This is a genomic window from Natrialba hulunbeirensis JCM 10989 (assembly GCF_000337575.1).
Lineage (GTDB): Archaea > Halobacteriota > Halobacteria > Halobacteriales > Natrialbaceae > Natrialba > Natrialba hulunbeirensis.
Genome location: NZ_AOIM01000002.1, coordinates 34,865 through 52,367, shown reverse-complemented (window position 1 = coordinate 52,367; position 17,503 = coordinate 34,865). Strand labels below are relative to the sequence as shown.

At 52.1% G+C, this 17,503-nt stretch carries 17 protein-coding genes; 8 read left to right on the top strand and 9 right to left on the bottom strand.

The features are described from left to right. The first annotated feature begins 193 nt into the window (after positions 1–193). On the top strand, positions 194–1,057 hold the full coding sequence (locus C483_RS00230; protein ID WP_049912317.1) for a DNA-binding protein: 864 nt from the start codon (positions 194–196) through the stop codon (positions 1,055–1,057). Between the two features lie 281 nt (positions 1,058–1,338). After that, positions 1,339–2,157 carry an FxLYD domain-containing protein gene (locus C483_RS00225; RefSeq protein WP_241431450.1) on the top strand — a complete coding sequence of 273 codons (819 nt, stop codon included), beginning with the start codon at positions 1,339–1,341 and terminating at the stop codon, positions 2,155–2,157. An 84-nt stretch (positions 2,158–2,241) separates the two neighbouring features. Here the strand turns inward: C483_RS00225 and C483_RS00220 are convergent, their stop codons facing one another. The 3 genes from C483_RS00220 to C483_RS20580 all read right to left on the bottom strand — a co-directional run bounded on the left by C483_RS00220 (position 2,242) and on the right by C483_RS20580 (position 4,531). Then, positions 2,242–2,643, bottom strand: a complete 402-nt coding sequence (locus C483_RS00220; RefSeq protein ID WP_006651325.1) for a hypothetical protein — start codon at positions 2,641–2,643, stop codon at positions 2,242–2,244. A 998-nt stretch (positions 2,644–3,641) separates the two neighbouring features. Then, on the bottom strand, positions 3,642–3,905 hold the full coding sequence (locus C483_RS20675; RefSeq protein ID WP_006651323.1) for a hypothetical protein: 264 nt from the start codon (positions 3,903–3,905) through the stop codon (positions 3,642–3,644). A gap of 131 nt (positions 3,906–4,036) precedes the next feature. After that, on the bottom strand, positions 4,037–4,531 hold the full coding sequence (locus C483_RS20580; RefSeq protein ID WP_160166244.1) for a hypothetical protein: 495 nt from the start codon (positions 4,529–4,531) through the stop codon (positions 4,037–4,039). 410 nt (positions 4,532–4,941) lie between these two features. Here C483_RS20580 and C483_RS00195 point away from each other — a divergent pair, with 410 nt between their 5' ends. The 5 genes from C483_RS00195 (at position 4,942) to C483_RS00175 (ending at position 9,832) form a co-directional block, all read left to right on the top strand. Beyond that, on the top strand, positions 4,942–5,874 hold the full coding sequence (locus C483_RS00195; protein WP_006651320.1) for an ArdC-like ssDNA-binding domain-containing protein: 933 nt from the start codon (positions 4,942–4,944) through the stop codon (positions 5,872–5,874). Next, positions 5,867–6,085 (top strand): HalOD1 output domain-containing protein, encoded by a 219-nt coding sequence (locus tag C483_RS00190; protein ID WP_006651319.1) that lies wholly within the window; start codon positions 5,867–5,869, stop codon positions 6,083–6,085. The genes C483_RS00195 and C483_RS00190 overlap by 8 nt, the downstream gene beginning before the upstream one ends. A gap of 387 nt (positions 6,086–6,472) precedes the next feature. Beyond that, positions 6,473–7,438, top strand: coding sequence for a transcription initiation factor IIB (locus tag C483_RS00185; protein WP_006651318.1), 966 nt, complete (start codon positions 6,473–6,475; stop codon positions 7,436–7,438). A gap of 346 nt (positions 7,439–7,784) precedes the next feature. Beyond that, a complete protein-coding gene (locus tag C483_RS00180; protein WP_049912313.1) occupies positions 7,785–7,976 on the top strand; it encodes a hypothetical protein in 192 nt (63 codons plus the stop codon). Between the two features lie 173 nt (positions 7,977–8,149). Next, the gene (locus tag C483_RS00175) at positions 8,150–9,832 is read left to right on the top strand and encodes a hypothetical protein (protein ID WP_006651316.1); all 1,683 of its coding nucleotides are present in this window, start codon (positions 8,150–8,152) and stop codon (positions 9,830–9,832) included. A gap of 182 nt (positions 9,833–10,014) precedes the next feature. On the opposite strand, the gene C483_RS00170 is transcribed toward C483_RS00175, so the two are convergent. Continuing rightward, positions 10,015–10,545: a hypothetical protein gene (locus tag C483_RS00170; RefSeq protein WP_049912311.1), complete on the bottom strand. Its 531-nt coding sequence runs from the start codon at positions 10,543–10,545 to the stop codon at positions 10,015–10,017. 1 nt (position 10,546) lies between these two features. After that, positions 10,547–11,182, bottom strand: coding sequence for a type I restriction enzyme HsdR N-terminal domain-containing protein (locus tag C483_RS00165; RefSeq protein ID WP_006651315.1), 636 nt, complete (start codon positions 11,180–11,182; stop codon positions 10,547–10,549). Between the two features lie 288 nt (positions 11,183–11,470). Between C483_RS00165 and C483_RS00160 the strand changes: the two genes are divergently transcribed. Continuing rightward, positions 11,471–12,511, top strand: coding sequence for a hypothetical protein (locus tag C483_RS00160; protein ID WP_006651314.1), 1,041 nt, complete (start codon positions 11,471–11,473; stop codon positions 12,509–12,511). Between the two features lie 368 nt (positions 12,512–12,879). Here C483_RS00160 and C483_RS19750 read toward each other — a convergent pair whose 3' ends face one another. The 4 genes from C483_RS19750 to C483_RS00145 all read right to left on the bottom strand — a co-directional run bounded on the left by C483_RS19750 (position 12,880) and on the right by C483_RS00145 (position 17,313). Continuing rightward, positions 12,880–14,601 carry a DUF6338 family protein gene (locus tag C483_RS19750; RefSeq protein WP_152419798.1) on the bottom strand — a complete coding sequence of 574 codons (1,722 nt, stop codon included), beginning with the start codon at positions 14,599–14,601 and terminating at the stop codon, positions 12,880–12,882. A gap of 61 nt (positions 14,602–14,662) precedes the next feature. Beyond that, positions 14,663–15,142, bottom strand: coding sequence for a hypothetical protein (locus tag C483_RS00155; RefSeq protein WP_006651313.1), 480 nt, complete (start codon positions 15,140–15,142; stop codon positions 14,663–14,665). Positions 15,143–15,181: 39 nt separating this feature from the next. Then, positions 15,182–17,116: an AAA family ATPase gene (locus C483_RS00150; RefSeq protein WP_006651312.1), complete on the bottom strand. Its 1,935-nt coding sequence runs from the start codon at positions 17,114–17,116 to the stop codon at positions 15,182–15,184. Continuing rightward, entirely contained in the window at positions 17,116–17,313 is a 198-nt protein-coding gene (locus tag C483_RS00145) for a hypothetical protein (RefSeq protein WP_006651311.1), read from the bottom strand. The genes C483_RS00150 and C483_RS00145 overlap by 1 nt, the downstream gene beginning before the upstream one ends. Between the last annotated feature and the right edge of the window lie 190 nt (positions 17,314–17,503).

The following is a 17,503-nucleotide window of genomic DNA, read 5'->3' as shown; positions in this document are numbered from 1 at the left end:
CCGCTCGGCAGAACGACGCGCGGTGCTGGTTGAATGTTCTCCAGAGGCGCTCTCGCTCGCGCCCTACAGGGACGCGAGCGAAGGCGCGAGCGAGAGCGCACATGTTGGATGAGTCGGTCGACGTCGAGAGCCACGGCTGGAGAGTCGTGGTGTCAGAAGAAGACGCCGAGTGAGCGCCTTCGGTGTAACAACGATGTCTACTAAGAATTCAGCTAGTAAGGTCGTTTCGGTCGATGAACAGGCATACGAACAGGCAGGCACTCGAGTGGAGCGCGATCCCGATGCAGAATACATTGTCGACGAAACCCCGGAGTTCCGGGCGACGGTCGAGATGGAGATTCAGGCGAAGGTGGATGCGAACCACCCTGACGGGATCGTCGACACGAATGATGAACGGATCTACGGCGTGACCCTGGCTCAGGAAGAGCGCATTCGTGCCAGAGAGGAAGAACTCGAGCGTATCAGTGCCCAGGCCGAGTTCGGTCAACAGAATGGACGGGCACGACGAACCCGGCAGGAAGTCGAAGCGATGCGCCGTGAACAGCGCCGGTCGGAATCCCGAACCGATCCCCGAGAACAACTCGATCGCAATCAGTTGGCAGAGGTCAATCAGCAGGCACAGCGGTTGGCCGACAACGTCCAAGGTGGCTACAGTCGAGCGGTTATCGCGAAGCGAATCGCTAGCCGCATCCTTGCGGGTACAGCGTTGTTCGAGGCCGTGATGGAGACGAAAGAGGAACTACTCCACGAGGCAGGGACGGTCGTACCGATTGGGAAACTCGAGGAGATCAATCGCGGCGAGGTCAGCGTTGAAGGGCGTGTGATCGAACTGTGGGAGCCTAGTTCACCCAAGATTGAACAAGTTGGCCTTATCGAAGACGACAGTGGAAGGACGAAGTGGACCTCTTGGAAGCGGTCGCGGCCTAACATCGTTCGAGAGGGTGAGCGGGTACGGATGCGCGCAGTCAAGAAGAACTGGTACAACGGTCGGTGTTCAATCGCGCTTACTCGGTGGTCGGAGGTCATCTTCCCTGAGCGTAACGCGTGGTGGGAGTAGCCGTTCTTGGCCCCTTTTTTGCTGATGGGTGCGTGCACCGCCACCGTCCACCACCTCCACGTTCCCGGCTGCTCACGGCTGTAGCCCGTTTCGCTGCCGGGCTTTCGCTTACAGAACGTTCTATAGGGTGAACGCTTATGATAGATGTGGAAAGTATGGGACAAGCAGTTACCAGCGCAGCAATCTGTCTCGGCGGATTCTGTCAAATACGCCTGTGCATAGTGAGAATTGATGCAGCACTTTAGCAATGTCTACTTCACCCTTTCTGTGGGGATCTGAAAGTGCTGACGGAGGTTATTTCGAAACACGTTGACGGGAGTTTCAAAAGACACATCAGGCAGAAATACAGTTTTGTTGATGTGAACCGACGAAAGTTCCTTCTTGGAAGTAGCGTTGCACTTTCAACTGCGTTAGCTGGTTGTGCTTCGGACGGGACCGAAGAAGTTGAGGGTGGAACACGTGACGAAAACGGTGGCGAAAACGGGTCTGGGAACGGAGACACAGAATCCAGTGAAAGCGCAGATGTAGAGATTCTCGATAGTGAGCTTGTTATCGAACCAGGCTCTTGGTCGACTGATGTCTACGTTGAAGCAACCGTTGAGAACAGCGGTGAGGTCCCCAGTGGAGACATCGAACTCCAGGCAGACTGGTATGACGAGGATGGAAACTACCTCGATAACGACAACGCGCGCCTTACGTCACTCAAAGACGGTGAGACATGGCTTGCACGAATCTATTTCTTAGGCACCGATGCGGAGGATGTCGACGATTACGAACTTGAGGGAGAGTTTGATGAAGACGACTATGAACCGACAGAGGGTCTATCACTCGCTGACAGCAATATGGAGGTTCAGGCTGACGAACTGACTGTTGAAGGTGAAGTCGAAAATAACACTGGTGAGGAACAGTCGTACGTTGAAGTGGTTGCAACAATCTACGATGATGACGGGAACGTTCTTGGTGATCAGTGGACTAATGTGACCGACCTTCGCGACGGTGAGACGTGGGCGTTTGACTTCGATTACTCCTCACGGGATGTTCGCGATCGCGCTCAGGACGCGGCAGACCACGAGATTCTCGTCAAGGATTCTGCCTGGTAATACTCACGCCGCTTTTCAATTCTTAGTTTCGCGAACGATCTCAAAACAAAACACGTACTCAGTGGGTTGTGTCCTTCCCCCTCATTAGGGTAATTTCCGATATCCGCTTCCACCTGCAACAAGCATTCCCAGACCGGCGAACACCGTTACGTAGACACCCATAGCAGAGACACCAGTGATGTGGTACATTCCTACGAACGTAATGATTGCCCCGCCAATGATCCCTGCCAGCAGTAGACGCTTCTCATTGTTAGAAAACCACACTATAGCAAGGACGATAGCAGCGACAATGAGTGAGATCATTCCGTCCCCTTCGAATCCGCGTATTGACGTCCCTAAGATCGTGTACCACGGAAGGAAAGCACCAGAAATTGCAATAACTGCCGTTAGAAGAATCCCCTTGTATTCGGTCTCGATATCGATTTCTTTACTTGAACTTGCCTGTCCAACTACTGCTTCTGTAGGATCCGTGTCATCAGTCGCCATACCCCCATTTCTCAAGTAAGTAATATAACTGTTCTTGCCACCTTGTGGTATTTATTGCACACACCTGCCTCGAATAGATCGCTTTCTTATACCAAACCAGGACTCACTGGTAGTGATCCAACGCATTCACAACATGCTGCTCCGCGAGGCCGTCGACAAACTCTTGGTTGGAATAGAGTGCTGAAACGCACGTGTCGAATACGGTTGCCAGCAGGGCAGTGGGAGAACTGCTGGCAATCCGCTGCGTGCGATCTGTCCCAGAGACGATCGCAAACGCGTGCATCCGTCCGAAGACGTCGGAGTGGCGAGGAAGCTGTCTCGTCGGAAGTTCGTTGTTGGCAACGACAATCCTCGACTTCCCCGCCGGTACACTGGTTAGTACGCCCGCCCATCAACTTATTGGCCAAGTGACTAATAACCACGAACCACGACTATTGGAACCTTCACTAACGAAGGTGAAATTGGACGTGCCTCGAACGCGAAGATGATTTCCAGACGATATTATTAAAATAGCCGATATATTTACGTAGCATCGCATATATGGTCGAATGCAGGGGACCACATCCATCGCCGGTCGTCCCCCACCGGACAAGCCTGTCCAAAGGCAAGTCCCTTGCATACCCACGATAGCCATTCGATGGGATGCATCCCTGATCCACCACCAACCATCGCTCGGCCCTCCCAGGGCCGATTTGTCAGAGGCACACGGATGCACTACTATCGATTCAGTCTGTGCGCCGCACTACTCCTCAGAAATCGATAACTCTGCAGCCAGCTGCTTACAGCGAATCGAGATCAGTCCAACAGGAACCGAATCGTCACGGAACGACGCAAACTTGAATCGGTCTTCGCTAATGATACCGACTATTCCCACTCCCATACCGAGGAATGACCGTCGCTGCATACTACATAATGTGTCTGAATAACAATGGATTTTGTGTAGAGACGGTTCTGGACTGGCCAGTAAGCACTATAGTAAACAGTTGTACTTCACGATTTCAGTTCCCGGGTGTCGTCACACGAAGTTCGCCATCGACTTCGTAGAAATATCCTCTCTCGAGTAGTCGGGTGAGTGCGTGGTCTGCATCCATGGGTTCGAGCGCAAGTTCATCAGTGCTAAGAAGAATATCGTGAGCCTGTTCTCGAGGAACCGATTGCGGGGTTCCGTGATTCCCCGGGTCGGTTCCCTGAGTACAAATGACATCGTAGGCGTCTAGAATCCACTCTGGGAGCGGTGGTCGTGGATCGATGATGTCGTTCATTGCGTCTTCGTGCTGGGTTCTCCACGTTTGTCCGCTTAAGAATATCCCCAACGAATAGTGAATCGTCAGTCCAGTTTTGAGGCGATCTGACACGAAGCTGGGGTTCGTACATGTCTAGAGCCTCGCTTGGTTTATCGTCCCCAGAAGGGGTGCGGGGCGTACACAACCCACCCGAAGATATCGATGAAATCGACCGATAGCAAACAAACCCAAACAGACGCTGAGAGACGTCTCGTTTCGAGACGAGGAGAGCTCTGATGACCAACCAACTCACTCACCACGAGAAGCGTTCCACGAGTAGTGATCGCAACATCATCCTCGAACCCCGATCGTGGAATTACGCCTATCTCGGCGAGGATCAAGATGGTCGTCACCATCACGTCGATCGCAAGCGTGAGCGTATCATCGTAACGAGAACTCGCGCCGACCGTGATGACACTGGGGCGGTACCTCGATTCAGGCTTCGAGGACCGGTTCTCCACACAGAAGATATCGCTCTCGCTTCGAATGGAGCCGGCGGAGCTGACGTTCGACGTTGGATCGAGTTCATCGGAAGCGAAGTGTGTGGTGATGGCGATGAAAGCGGCTGGAAATCTCGTCCAGTCTCGGTAGCCGACCAACTCCAAGATGTGCTCAAAGACGAACTCTGAAATGACGGTACCTGAGTCTCAGCCATCGCTCGAGGAAGCACAAGCCGTCGCAGGGATAGAGCAGACACCGTTCTTGTACGAAGGTGCTGCGAAGCTCAAACTGGTAACCAGGGAAATTGAGGTAGCTCGCAATAGCGATGGGATTCCTGTTGCAGTCATCGATGAACTCGAGCGACGAAGGAACCGTCTCTGGCGGGCGCTTGAGCAGGCAGCTAGGGATAGTCCTGTCGACGAACGTCGGCAGCGAGAGCAATGGTGGCAAATGGAACGTGAACGAGAGCGGCAGTTCCAGCGGATGGTACTCTGACAGCGAGACTCTGTCGGTTTTTTCAGCCGAGAATAGGTGACGGCCTTCTCGAGATCGCTTCGAGAGGCATGAATCAATCATGGCTACGAGCAGCACCCGGGAGACGTTCGACGATTCTGACACCCGGCACGATGAAATGCACAGTACGATAGAAACGTGGCTCGAAGACCTCGTCTGCGAGGTTGACGACGCTGTTTCGAGCGAGCAATTCAGAGCGTGGCTCGACGTCCAGAGCCGGTTCCACGACTACTCTCACCGGAACACGTTGTTGATCAAACTCCAGTGTCCGCACGCGACCAAAGTCGCCGGCTATCGAACATGGCAAAACGAGTTCGACCGGCATGTGAAAGAGGGTGAGAAGGCAATCTGGATCTGGGCACCGATCATCGCGAGACAGTGCCCTGAATGCGAGAATTCACCTTCATACCACGAACGGAGTGGTTGTGAGTACGACGACACTGAACCCGACGAGTGGGAGAAGGGACTCGTAGGCTTTCGACCAGCGTCGGTCTTCGATGTGTCGCAGACCGAGGGAGAGCCACTCCCAGAGCTCGAGACTGAGGCGAACGGCGACGCCGACGAGCTGGTCTCAGTACTCCTTGAGGTAGCGTCCGCACTCGAGTTGGATGTTGGCCTCGTACCTCCTCAGGAATGGTCTCACGGCAGCGCCAAGGGCATCTGTCAGTACCGTCTAGGAAAGCAGCCACTCGTGGAAGTCCGTGATCATGAAAACGAGGCTGATCTCTCCATTACACTCGTTCACGAGTACGCTCACGCACTGCTGCACAGCGGTACCGATACTGAAGACGAACGATCGAAACGCGAACTCGAGGCCGAAGCCGTCGGTTACATTGTCGGTCGGTATTTCGGATTGGACACGAGTGGGTCAGCGTTCTACCTCGCCGCGTGGGAAGGTGACGAACCAGAGACGATCCTCGATCGACTCGAGCGCATTAGCTCGACCGTTCAGGAGATCATCGATGTCGTTGAGGAGGTGATGAGCGATGAGTGATCAGCGGTTGTTGTTTGAGATTATCGACGCTCTCGAAGAACAGGGGCTCGGCCGAGATGAGTACCAGCTGCAGCGAGTGATCGATGTTGAAGCACTCGAGCAACTTGTGGATTCGACGAGTCCACATACTGAACTCGAGATTCAATTCTCGGTTGGTGAATTCTGTGTGGTCGTGACACCATCCGATGTGGCCGTGGTCAAGACCTCGTAGAACGGGCTACCGAGACAAGGGTATCAGAGGACCATTCATAACCCTTGAACCGGTCTTGCAATGAGTGGTACCTGTAGTTGGTAGCACGGTTTTTATTGTTACAGACGATTCGAAGCCAGACTCGTTGCCCATGATCAGGATGCAACTCGCGTCATGACAGCGGATATTGGCGACATAGCCGCCCGAAAGCTCGTTACCGAACTTGTCGATAACGATCTGGTGACACCAGTCCCTGGCAAGCGGGTGTACGTCCACGAACCAAGTGGGGCCGCTTTTGATTCAAGCATTCAGCTTGCTTTTTCCATCAAGGCTGGACAGCAGCCCACAATGCTGACAAGGAAGTATTGTACCCAGCGCTTAACCCGACAGAGAACATTATTCTGGGTAATGGAACGCCTGCCCCAGCAGAAAGAGCGTGATACTGAAACCGGGCAAGAAACCACTGAGCAAGAGGGTGTTCGAAGCTGTCCTGAATGTGATTCAACAGCGCTCGCAAGGAGTGCTGATGAGAGTGAAATCAGTTGTGAGGACTGTGGACTAATTTTGGAAGAGGAGTCTATCGATCGAGGGCCAGAATGGCGGGCGTTCAACGCGGCCGAACGTGACAGCAAATCACGCGTTGGTGCGCCGACGACCCAGACGATGCACGATAAGGGATTGACCACCACGATCGACTGGAAAAACCAGGACGCCTACGGCCGGTCTCTCTCCTCGGAGAAACGCAGCCAGATGAATCGGCTGCGGAAATGGCAAGAGCGGATCCGAACAAAGGACGCTGGCGAGCGAAACCTCCAGTTTGCGCTCTCTGAGACCGACCGGATGGCTTCTGCCCTGGGCGTTCCCCGCTCTGTTCGCGAAGTCGCAAGCGTCCTCTATCGACGTACACTCGATGAAGATCTCATCCGAGGACGCTCAATCGAGGGTGTGGCCACGAGTACGCTGTATGCAGCTTGTCGGATGGAAGGCATTCCACGATCTCTCGATGAAATTGCCGCCGTCTCACGGGTTGACCGGATGGAGATCGGCCGCACGTATCGATACATTTCGAAGGAACTGAGTCTTGAAATGCAGCCTGTTGACCCCAAAAAGTACGTCCCTCGCTTCTGTTCCGAACTCGAACTTCCAGACGAAGTACAATCGAAGGCCAACGAAATCATCGATACGACGGCCGAGAAAGGGCTGTTATCGGGGAAGTCACCAACAGGGTATGCCGCAGCTGCCATCTATGCTGCTGCCCTCCTTTGCAATAAGAAAAAGACCCAACGGGAAGTTGCTGATGTTGCTCAGGTAACTGAGGTCACTATTCGAAATCGGTATCAAGAGCAAATCGCCGAAATGGGAATTCACGACTAGCGCAGATAATTCGAGAGACGGGTTTGCGAATTCGGATGTCAGTGCGACCCGAGCGGCGTAATTATGCAACTTGCCACTGACTTCGTCAGTACTTGAGACTGAACGCTCGAGATTTCCTCTCGTACAAATGTCTCTTCATCGCCGTTGACGACGTCGGCGAGGGAGTTCAAGAAGTGGTACTTCGACGAGCATCTCGGCTGGCACAAAGCATCAGTCAGCCGCAAAGCAGTTCGTGAACTTCGAGGTCAAAAGTAGACCTTTAACCAACACGAACTCAATTATCACGCCTTCTGTTGGTTAAGTCCAATTTCGAGCGTGTGCTCGTCGCAACTGATAAAGGGATACAATGAGCACATTCGATACAGAGATGGCGTCCAGCACCGATTCCTCGGCGACGATCGACGAAGAAGTCCGCCGACTGTACGAACGGTATCAGGCGGCCGAGAGCGACGCCGAACGTCACGAGATTGCCCTTGAGATGGGGAAGCTTGACGGACGCCGCCACGCAGAGATCTACGCAGCGCTCGAAGACGAGTGACTCAACAGGATTTTCAGCATCTCCTTAGCTATCGACAGCTGTTTTGCAGGAATGATTGACGGGACAGACAGTATGGTTATCCGAGTCATCCAGTAATTCCAATAGTAACCGCGACTAGCGAAGGCACCTGAGTTGCTCTGTTCGGTTTTTGTGGTGCCACAGGGGTGGACACCATGACAGAGCATCTGACCTTGTCTGAGTTCGCAAGCGAGAGAACGATCGCTTCGAAACTGACTGACGAGACCGTGACGATGACGGCTGACGAGCGGGTCGCAACGTATCTCATCGAAGATCAGATGGCGGATCTTACCGATGCGATTCGTGAAGCAGTTCAAAACGGAATTGATAGTCCTGGTTCGTCTCGCGTCTTGGTCAGCATCTCACCAGAGCGGTCGCTCATCCTCGATGATGGCGCTGGTGTCAATCTCAAATCCACTGAGGGACGACGCAACCTCTCGGTACTTGGCGCGGGGAGCAAGCAGCGATCGGACGACGAGACAATCGGTGAGTGGGGAATCGGCAAGGGAGCAATCATCGCAAAAGGCGCGGTTCGGATCTGGAGCCACGACACTGCACTCCACTTTGACTACCGAGATCGACGCGACTCTGGACCGTGGGCAGAGATCAACGGCCGCGATGGCCAGCTCGAGGATACTGATCATCACCTTGAGGGGATGCTCGTCGAGATCGATCACTACGAGGACGAAGTCCCTGATTCGGATAGCTACCGCTGGCGGCGCTACGTTCGCGATCTTCGCAAGCGCTTCGCGTACGTGCGGTCACGAACCGGCGTCTCGGTCGTAATCAATGGCGAGTCGGTCGATAAGGGCGATCCACTCGAGTCGGTGACAGACTCGAACCGTCCCTCACTCACTCGAGTAACCGACGATGCAATCCTCGCACTCGAGTACGCTCCCCATGAGGGACTCGACATCTACAGTAACGGGTTGTACGTGACGACGAAACGCGAGTACGGACTCGGTGGCGTCATCGTCTCGAAAGGGAATCTCACGCTGAACTTTGCGCGCAACGACATCCAGTCTGGCTGTAAGCGCTGGCAGCGGATCGAACGCGCACTCGAGCAGGCGCGTGACGATCTGTACTCAGACGTCTCGGACGACCGATTGACAGCCGAGAGCCGGGAAGTGATGGTCGAAGAGCTGGCAGCTAATTCCAAGAGAGAGGACCAATGGGCCAGTCGGAAGCTGTTCCAGTTGGCAACGGAGTCCCGTATTAGCCTCGAGGAGATCCAGGCTGCTCCGGAGATTGGTTGGGTCACTGGCGCGGAGAAAGGTGCGGACAAACTCGTTGAGCGAGGCTACGTCGTCCTCGATACGAGCGACACAGCAACACATCGGCTTCGTGAGCTGGCTACTGCTGATGAGACATCGATCGACCTTCCGTCGACGTTCGATGTCGGGAAGCAAGCCGAGTCAGAAGGCGTGTGGACCGGGTATCATCGAATCGACGATGAGTCACAACTGAACGCCGATCAGCGACGCTATCTCCGCTTTGCTCGCGTGTTGGCCTCAGAACTTGGTATCGATCGAGATGTGTATTATGGTGAGGCCAGTGCCGATGCCTGGACCGATGGCAGGTCGTATATCGTGATCACTGACTCGGCGGTAACGAGTCGCCAGCGCGCAGTCTGGATGCATGACCTGTATCTGGTGTTGCTGCACGAAGCAGCGCACCAGACCTCAAGTGCGAATCGACCGTCGCATGGACATCACTTCGAGAGCACCTTTCGCTCATTCGTTGAGGACCCAGGCAATCGCGACGCGTTCGCTGACCTTGTGCAGCAGGTTCTTGATGAAGGGTTCGGGGCCGTGTTCGAGGAGCACGGGCATAGCTGAAGTTGATTGACGACGAGCAATCTTCGCTCGCATACGTTCTTCCCAAATCGTAACGAGATAGACCCCGAAAACGGGAAGACAGAAACCTACTGACTCGAGAAAACAGTGTCCGTTTTCTACACCTACTCAGGGGCAAGTGGAACAATCGGTAACAGTACTATATAGGTCGGTGAGAACTGCGGTTACCTCGAGCAATGCCAGTCTGGGTCGACGAACTGTTTCGTCGTCGTGATTCTCTTTTCTATCGTTGGAAGCGGGCCTCGGCGCTCGACCTGCCTCACTGAAAACGATCCGGAATACTCGTATTGGCCAGCCCACACATCTTTGACACCGTCCCCCCGGTACAGACGGAGTGGTTCGTCCAACTTGAGTCGGAACGTGAATTCATACGTTCCTGGCGGTTTCGACTCGCCCAGCCTAACGTAGTTCACTCGTAGCTGGTCATCTTCGGTCCGATCTACGTCTCCGACAATTGGCTGTTGTGTCCCCTCTATGGATAGTTCTGGAGGCCCACTACCAAGGAGTACATCGATAGCGGACTGCACATCACCGGGTTGCTCTTCATTATCGGCTGCTACCGGAACCCACTCGTAGTAATAGATAGGACGTGACCCTACAGGAACGATTTGTTGTGGAATGGCCTCATTGGGAAGAAGGCGAATCAGATACGGTGGATACGGAAAACCATCGCTAGTTGCCTCCTCTGACGACATATTACCGTGCCTCCCGGTATTTGTCCCGGAGATAGTCTGCAAAGTGATCGGCAAAGACATCCAACTGTGGCTCAGAATAGTCTAATTGAAGATTCGGAGAGATCGTCTCTACGACCTCTTCGGCAGCATGTTCGGCAACTGTACGAATATTTCGTTCTTCAATACTCAGGTATCCCAACGGCATAATCAGCATACTCGCTTCGCCTTCAGTTACCGTTTCTAGTATCAATTCGGCTTGAGGGAACAGCCTGGGTCCAGTTGGTGTGTTTTGATACAGCCGCAATTGCTGGCCATTCGTGAGTACCCCGTACTCTGCAGAAATCTCTGTCATATACCCGAATAGTTGGTCCTCGTGACGGGTTAGTTTCCTTCCAGGTGATTTGAACTCGTACACGACTGTCTGTGAATCTCGTATCTCGTCTTTCTGCCCGGATGTGATGAAATCAGCTTTCTTCCCACTCGGTAGCGTGTATTCGCTCCGAAGCGTCGTTCCGACATCCTCATAGCCAAGAAGCCGGAAAAACCCCTGATTTAAGAACATCAACTCGACCTCCCGCTCAGAGTGGTCGTCTTCTACCTGATTTCCAATACTATTTAAAAGAGAAGCCAATTTTTCGTGTTCAACAAATTCTTCCATATTCTAACCTGTAGTCTAATTCATAAAAGGTTGTGGAAAAGAGACACCGTACGGAGCGTATTCACGTCCCCCACGAGGCCGCTTCCGCGATAATCGTTCCAATGTGGTTCCGTCGAGTCCGGACCACTACAATGAAAGTAGGGGCGTATTTTGGCCATTTCAGTGCTCGAATCTTGTGTGCTCCCAGCACTATCGAGTAAGACGGTGATCTGGTAGGTCTGGAAGGCTTCTTGTATTAGCGCTGACCAATGCATAAGATATATTACGGAAACAACTAATCGAAATGTAATGTATCTCTATACGCCGGATGAAATCGATAGAGAGCGAGCCCATCACCAGGCAGTCATACAGGGTGCAGACAATCTAGACGTCAAACGGATCGGAAATCTTGGTGAACTCGCGTTCGAGCAATTCTGTCGGGAGTATCTCCCGGTGGAGATGTGGGAGTGGGAAAACGAAGAAGCAATTCGCCGCTGTAATGCCGAGAGTTTCTCGGGTCACGACTTCGAGGTCTTTGGCTACGAGATCGACGTGAAGACCTCGAGAGACGTCTCGGCGTTTCGTCCAGCGAATCTCCTCGAGAACGACCCCGACGACGACATCATTGTGATGGTTTGGCATCGCGACAACGAAGATGCACTGATTCTTCTCGGCTGGGAACGAACTGAAACCCTCAAGTCGAAAGTCAGGACACAGGACGCGTATTCTGGTGAGGAGCCTGAGAAACTCGCCCATCTCGCTGCTCGCCCAATGAACGAGTTGCAGGATCTAGGGCCGAACATGGCCCATATGAACCAGAAGCCGCAGAATCCGTTCAAACCCGGCGATAGAGTGAGAAAAGCAGGCGATGATGACGCGTCAGTTGCAGTCGTCGTGGAGGTTGTACCGCCTGAGAAGGACGTTTCTCTCTATGGTCAGACGATGGATGGTGAAGCCGTCAGTGTTGCATTCCCGAATATGCTTGATGACGGGCCAGGGAACTGGCGTGAAATCCATCCAGCGAAGCTTGCCTCCTACTGTGACGATCAGGATATTCAGCTCTATACCTACAAACACACAAACCTCGAGTACGCCGAGAATCCGTTCACTCCAGGTGACTACGTCATCAAACCGGACTATGATGATCCAGATTTAGCAGTCGTTCTCGAGGTCGCAGAAGACGATGACGACGACCGGGATATTACCATCGTGTTTTGCAAACACCTCGAAAAAGAGTTTGGTGAGCAGACGTACGTTCCGCCGGCGGAGCTCGAATCACGTTATGATGAGGCAAGTATCAAGTCGTACTCCTACGGGCACGATGAGCTCTCGTTCAAACCGCAGTACTGATCAAAGATCGAGAATACAAGTACTAACACACCTCCATTCACTCGGTCGTTGGGCCTCTTAGAACGCCCGCGAAGTGCCAAGCTGTGACTTTTCGGAGCCACACCAACGTTTGAGTAGCCGATTGCGAGATTCCCCTCCATGTTAATGACAAAATGGGCTTTGGTGAACGGTCATACAGTGTTGGAGGGGAGGTCTGACCCCTTTGTACTCCCTTTACCAACGTTTGGCCGCTCCAGTACTACGGGTCTCTCGAGTATGCTACCAAACATCTTCACCATAAAAATTCGAGCAGAAAAAATCCCATACCGTAAATCGATGTAGTATGGTAATCAACCACACAATTTTAAATACAAAGCATAAATATAATTTTATCTCTTCGATTGAGATACTCCGACAACGCCGTGTAATGCAGCTCCTCCAGCGAGAAACCCAATACTCGCTAATATAACCGCGGCAAAGAACCCTGGTGTCCCTGGGGATGATGCAATTCCAACACTCCAGAAGACCAGTCCTGCAGCACCAATTGCAAGAGCCATGGCGACAGTATCTGCTAAAACGGTCGCCCAGTCCTCATATGCACCTGCCTTTCCGACCCGAATCCGTTCACAAAACAATCCAAGAGTACCCGCACCTGCAACAAGAAGCAAGGTTTGTCCGACAGCCGGTTTGACAACGACTCTGAAAGCGTATAGTGTGACAAGCGCCAACAGGCTCGTGGAAATTATACCGACCGCCAAGGCTGCTGTCGCGGTATATTCGTCTCGAAGGTGGTGGAGAACAGTGCCAACTGTAACCCCACCAAGGAGTCCTGCGAGCACTGCAAGGGCATCAAGTAAGATCTCCCAATTGCCAACGACCCACCATTCGATCACTAATACGCTGGCGATAAATGGGGTTAGTGCACCAATCCTGCGCGGGATCTCAGCCCATTGCATCGGTGAGTCCGAATAGTGTTGGATCAGTTCAACAGTACTAATCCCCGTACACAATGCGATCCAGGTTAGTCCAGCTCGGTGTACACTAACCTCTCCACTGATTTCGATTACTCCGACCGATCCAATGGTTACTATCAGCATCGTAATCCATAGCAGCAGCGTAATAATCCAACGTAATATGGCTCGATTCAAGCCCGCGCAGTAGCTCCGCAGGCACGCCTCTATACTGAAATATCCAAATTCGTCGCCCAACAGTGCTGCCCGCTTATGAACTCGATCCGTATTACTTAGTTCTTCATACACCTCATTAGTGTTGACGTCTGTGCTATCTGGAACTCGAATTGCTTCAATAGCCGCTCCATCAAGTTGCATATACCCGGCACTATTGTCATCCAGTGCAGCCTGTATCTCATCATTTGCTTCAAAGTATTCATCTAAGTTCTGTTCGATGGTTTCCCAAGAACCCGTGTTTGTATCATCCGTTCTTTCGGCCAGTATTGGTCTTTCATCATGATCCTGAATTTCACTTGATTTAGAATCCGTGGTCATCGAATTTCTGTCAAGTGTTTCAGTACTCTGATTTGCAGCCTCGTGAGGATCCCTTTCTGGTGTTTTATCAAGGAAGTTGACAGACGTTAGCAGGAGGTCACGAGTTTCTGTAGACTCTTCTGCTTTCGTCAGGTGGCCTCGTACCCAAAGCCCAGAGGTGGTCCGTACATCAATGGTTGCAGAGTCAGTGAGCTGTCGAAACACATACTGCCAGGGGTCGTACCGGCTTCGGGCTTCATTATCTAGCAAATAGTTGTAGGCGAACGAGCCGAGAGCCATTCCGGTGCAGGCTGCAACAAATACGTGGACGCAATACCCAATGACAAACCAGGGTAAGGATTGCGATTGAATATCGCTCAAGACGGTTGGATGCCAATGCCAGATGGATAGGCCCACATAAATAAAAAATAATGATGCTAAACTCACGAGTGCACTTACTACTAGTGTTTCAAGTTGGGTGAATGGGTTCTCACGGCGAGCAGTCCACAGGCCCAATCGAACTGCGACGAGACCAGGAACAACTAACAAGAGAGGGATGAATAACGTGATAATTCCGTCTGCGGGGGAAAATGAGACCCCGCCAGTTTGTCCAACTAACGTGCCCATCACGGCCTCGTCCTCACCCGGTTTGCTGGGGCGTACAATCGGAAGAGTCCCAATCCATCGGTCATTTATTACTCACATACTCAGGATAGGCCGCCGATATTTTGTCCAATAATTCAACCACCGGCATACTGTTGTACAGGGACTTCGTCAGTTTCAGGACCTGAATCAATTCTATGGGCAAGACCTCTGCATTCGCATTTAAGACCGTGATTCCGTCGTCGGTAATTTCGAGCTCGGCACTCGCTGTTTCAGCGCCTTGGACCTCTGAACGGCTTATATAATGAGGTGATGCAGTATCTAGTGTCTCCGTCAAAGTCGATGAATACGGGCCACGCTTGTGCGGCGTGAACTGAAACACTTCGTCGATCGAATGGTTGATTGGGTCGGATGGCAGGCCTCCCTGTTGTGCTAAGAAGATGAGGGCCTGAAATCTCGTCACGCCCCGGATCGCTGTTTGGTGATTGAGGCGGAGAAACGCTAATGGCACCAGTAGCTGATCCGAGGGATTATCTGCCGTAGCGTCGGTGTCATTTGATGCCATTATAACAACTCCGATTACGACCTGGGGGACGACCTCGAATCAGTTCCTCACAACTGTTCCGTTCTCTCTGCTCCAGTCAACTCGATACTGATTCTCAAGTGGGATCACACCCAGTCGTCGAAGCTGCTCTTCCCATATCTCATCGTGTGTCGTGATAATAAACTGGAACTCATCGCTAATCGTGCCTTGAAACAACTTTGCAATCTCTTCGCGATGGTCTCCATCAATGGACATCACTACGTCATCTAAGAGGACGAACCGATCCTGGTGCTCGCTTAATTCCTTAGACAAGGCCAGAAACAAACAAATGCCCATCATATCCTGATGGCCTTCACTATGCATCGCGTGCGGCGGATGAAGCTCGTCATCGAAAAACCCAATCCGGAACTTCACACCGGCATTGGTTTGCTCCATTTGAACGTTGACATCTGCTTCATCAGGATTGGTTGATTCATAATACTTCTTGAAGGTTGATTCAACACTTGAATACCGGTCTTCCAACACTTCCGTTCGAGCTTGAACAAGCTCATCGCGCGCTGCCGTGCACACCTTCTTCGCCCCTTGCTTGACTTCCAATTCGCTCTGAAGCTTCGCAATCTGGCTGAGCCGTGACTCCGCGGTAGAAAGTACTTCCCACGCCCTTTCCATCTCCGACTTCGCTGGCTGATCCTCCACCTTCGAACGAAGCTGCTCACTTGCCCTCGAAGCCCTTTCCGATGGCAACTCTCCAGTCAACTCCCGTAAATCGGGAACCTCCTGAGACTCCTCTTGCCTAATCATTTCGACTACTTTCTGGATCTCACCAAGGGCGTTCATGTATGCCCTTAGCGACTCGTCTTCCCCAACATCAATTTCACCACCAAGGACCGCCAGTAACACTTCAGAACGGCTGAGATACGACTGGATAGTACTCAACACTGACTCACCGGTAGAGTGGAGGCTCTGTCGCTGATCTGCAATCTCTTCGAACTGCTGTTGTCGCCGTTCAACAACAGCAATCAATTCTTCAGAGTCCCAATTAGTCCCACAAAGGGGACAAGCGTCCGTCTCATTATCGATTACCCCTTGGCCGCGTTCCAATACGGACAGTACATCTGTATTAACCCGTGCCTCCTGAGCCGCCAACTCCCGGCGAGCAGTTTCCAGCTCTTCTAACTCACTAATCAGATCCGTCTCCGTTTGATCAAACCACTTTCCTTGCCGGCGGAGTTGGTTCTTTACGTCCTCTCGCTGGAACGCGCTAATCTCTTGTGCTTCGGGCCCTGCGAGGTCACGGCGGAAATCAAGCGATTCCCAGTCTCCAAGTGAGTCGATAGCGTCACCACCAAGCGTCGCTCGAGCCCTGTTCACCGCATCACGTAGCTTAGAATCTTCAACCTCTGATATCTCAAGTGTTTCTCGCAATAATTCTTCCTGTTCCTCAATACTTCTCTGGATTCGTTTAATATTACTTATATAATGCTGGTTTCGGAGGCGTCGAAGCTGTTTTCGACGGTTATCCACCCCTTCTAAGTTGAGGAGTTCATCTATCAAAGACCCGCGATCTGTCGGCGTCGAGACCACCAATTCAATCATGTCGGATCGAGTTAGCTTATGGAGTCCATGTTCAACGAGACGCTTCACGTCATTAAATTCAGCTGGCGGTGAGGTAGGGTTGATGTCGACTGTTTGGTCGGTGAATCTACGTGAGGCTGTTACTTTAATGTCGTTTCCTGTTTGGAACCCAACACTAGCCTGTACATCGCGGGGAGAAGCATCGCGGTGCGGAAGGTGCTCTTTTGCACGAATCCCCTGCGTGCCAGACCCATGCAGGCGGTCAATCTTACCAGTCAGGATGAACTCGATTGCTTCCAGTGCCGACGATTTCCCAGCACCATTCCCACCAGAGATGAGTGCGTGCTCACCCCCGATTTCGAACTTTTGAGTCTCTTTATACCCTCGAAAGTTTTTCAGAGTTAGTTTATCAATCCGCATTATGATTCGCTCTCAGAACTTTCCACAATAATCTGCTCAATTACCTCTCGAACTTCTTCGTCTTTTCCAAAAGAGTCGTTATCGTAGTCGCTTTTTAGTAGTGCGACTATTTCTTCAGGTATATCCTCATTCTTCTCAATTTTTTGTTCAAACCGATCAAGGATCTCCTCTTTCACAGACTTCGGACCCTCACTCATGCGATACCAACTTCATGAGTGCATCATAATATAAATCTACTCGCTGGCCTCCGTTTCACTACAGACATCTCGACTGTTAGTCACCAATGTCTGCCTGAGTTGGTCGAGCAACTATCTTCTAGAGATTATTAGTCAGCAACAACAAGTAATTCTCTGTCGTCATTCGACGATGTTCCAGCACCACAAAATT